Annotated in this window: 3 protein-coding genes; all 3 read right to left on the bottom strand. The window is 36.1% G+C overall.

Annotation, left to right across the window (positions count from 1 at the left end; translation table 11 throughout):
• On the bottom strand, positions 1-1,171 hold a 1,171-nt coding region (locus B2X72_RS07490), incomplete at its 3' end, for a TlpA family protein disulfide reductase (protein WP_286848874.1).
• Positions 1,172-1,206: 35 nt separating this feature from the next.
• Positions 1,207-2,544 carry a RagB/SusD family nutrient uptake outer membrane protein gene (locus B2X72_RS07485; RefSeq protein WP_204991196.1) on the bottom strand — a complete coding sequence of 446 codons (1,338 nt, stop codon included), beginning with the start codon at positions 2,542-2,544 and terminating at the stop codon, positions 1,207-1,209.
• Positions 2,545-2,656: 112 nt separating this feature from the next.
• Positions 2,657-2,928: hypothetical protein (locus B2X72_RS07480; protein ID WP_286848871.1), on the bottom strand; the 272-nt coding region annotated here is incomplete at its 5' end.

The raw sequence follows: 2,928 nt of genomic DNA, 5'->3' as shown, positions 1-2,928 counted from the left end.
ATACGATTGTTCCATTAGGGGCTATTAAAATAAATCTAGGGATTGCGCTGATGTTATAATCTTTTATAAAATCTGAATTAAAGTCTTTATCAGCGATAAGTTGTGTTCCCCCTAAGTTGTTGGATTTTACATAAGTTGACCATTTTTCATAATCTTTCATTCTGTCAACAGAAATACTTACGAAGGATATTTTTTTATTGTGATATAACTTTTCTATCTTCTGCAAATAAGGAATCTCAGCTTTACAGGGGGCACACCAGGTTGCCCAGATATCTATGTATACATATTTGCCCCGTAAATCTTTAAGGGATACGCTTTTATTGTTTACATCTTTAAAATTGAACTCCGGAGATGGTTTATTATCAGCTGTTTTTCTAAAATTAGCGTATACCTTTGATACTTCATCTTTATAATAGGGGCTTACAACCACCTTCATGAAATTAGCGTAGGCCTGTTCTCTCGCTTCAATATTTTTTACCATTTTTAAAATAGAACAGGTATAGTCAAAATTAAGATATTCCCTCATAAATGGGTTGGTAATTTCTCTATTGATGACATTCAGTTCGACGAGGTATTCGCCGTCATACCCTAAGGGGGATTCTTCGTTATATTTAGTTCGCTTTAATTTGATGATTCTACTTTCTAACCATTCCCTGTAGCTGGCAGACCTTTTAAACATGTCCTCATCATTGACATTTTCTTCAGTTTCAGCGATGAAATTTTGCAATAGCAATTTGTCACTTTCGCTCATTTTCTTTGGATATGCTTTTTGATAGGCCGAATCCAGCTGCTTTTTATCTGCTTTTGCTCCAATAAGTCTATAGTATTCTTCCAAAGAAACAGAATCTTTTCCATATCCTCTGCGGTAAGCGTCTGCGACCTCCTTGATGAAATAATTTACATCTTTTGTTTTTAAAGCTTTGGCACCTGTATCCGTTTCATTAGTAAAAGTATCGTTTATATCTTTTTGTAGCGATCTTGCCTTACTGATAAAATCACTTGTTGACAATGCATATATACTGTATAGATAGCTACCTTTTATAATTGGAAAGTAGTTATTTGAAATCTTATATTTTTCTGGGACCAAATCGTCAACAAGGACTGGCTTAGATGACTGAGCAAAAGCGGAAATGCTCAAGAATAAAAATAGGAATAGTGTTATATTTTTCATGTGATAAAAATCTTGTTTAATTTTTTTATGTTCATTTAATTGACTTGCATGTTGGGATTGAATTTTCTCACCCGAGTTGGTATCTGAAAAGTGTAACGATTACTTTGTGGCGTTAATGTCTCCTGAAGTTCAGAATTTTCCCTGTTAATACGTTTGACGTCTTTCATCAGGCCATCTCTATCCAGTCTTTTCATATCCATCCAGCGTGTGGCTCCAAAAGCTAATTCCCGTCTCCTTTCTGCCAATACCAATTTTAAAGCATCATCTTTATTCAGTGAAGTAGCGGGCTGATAAGCAGAAGCCTTTATTCTAACTTTCCGGATTATATTTAGATATTCCATAGCAGCAGCGGTACGGTTAGAACGAGCCGCCAGTTCAGCAAGGGTCAAATAAACTTCCGGAAAAGTTATTCCAAAATTTGCTTCCCCATATGCTCCCCCTCGATTGATTCCTTTGTTGTTACTGATCGTCAAAATGCTGTATCTTAGATCATTTTCATCAAAATATGTTTTTAACTCATCAGAATACAACATAAATACCGGGACATTTCTATCTTCACTTCCACGCTGCCATAAAATTTCAGGATCAAGATCGGCAATAGGTAGGTCATCACTTGACTTAATTGTATTATAATCCGTTAGTTTATGGGCTACGGCCATAGTTTCCAGGGCATATTTTTCGGCATTAGTATAGTCGGCAATATATAGATAGACTCTTGAAAGAAATCCTTTTGCGGCACCTTTTGTTGCTCTGTAGCGATTTACATTATTTAATGGCAAACAGTCAATTGCACGCAGGGTGTTATTGACAATACTGTCTATATTATCCTGGATTAATGCTCTTGGGGGGACTTTATCAGTTACATTTGTCGTTGTTACCCATGGTAGTCCTAGGTCCGTATTTTTAGTATTTATATTATAGCTCTTTGCATACACTGTTAGGAGTGTAAAATAGGCATCTGCACGAGCTAATAAAGCCTCTCCCAGCACTTCTTTTTTCTTTTGATCATTGCTGCCGGTAGCAGACATTACATTGTTGATGATAACGTTTGCATCGTAGATGATCCTGTACAATTGCCCCCAGATAACCGGGCTCACCTGGTCATTAATATCTTTTTCCTCCCGCCAGAAATATAGGTTGGCGTTGACACTTTTATCTTTGGCGCTATAAGTGCCATAATAATCATCTGTACAATAAAGTAGGGCAGAAGGAAAAGACTGGGTCATTGTGAAGGAATTTAACATGCTTTCAAAGTCAGTCAATTTTTCCGGCAGGACTACACCTTTGGGCTTTACTTCCAGAAAGTCTCCACAGGATAGAATACCTAGTAGTGTTAATAAAATCAAAAATTTCAATAGTATTTTTTTCATCATTTTATAATGTATTATTCCATCAGGAAGATGGGTTTGGCTGTTTTATGGAACTTATTAGCCAATTTAAAGTCATATTTTTCGATATTTATCTTTTTTGTTTTCCGAACAAAAGCTAGAATGTAGTGGAAAATGTCAAACTATAAAATGAAGTTTGTGGCAGAGTCCTTATTCCTGTCCGTCTATCAATTGATTCGGGGTCTATATCATTTCCACTAAATGTATATTTGAATGGATTCTGAACCTGAAACCTAAATTGAGTATTGGATAGACCGACCCTTTGCAGGAAGTCATTTTTCAAATTGTAGGTTAAGATGATATCTCTCAGCCGAATGTAGTTTGCTTTACGTACATATCTGTCTCCGTATGTATACCCATCCCGCGCGG

Source organism: Sphingobacterium sp. UBA7253, assembly GCF_002472745.1.
Lineage (GTDB): Bacteria > Bacteroidota > Bacteroidia > Sphingobacteriales > Sphingobacteriaceae > Sphingobacterium > Sphingobacterium siyangense.
This window is presented reverse-complemented; position numbering and strand designations above follow the sequence as displayed.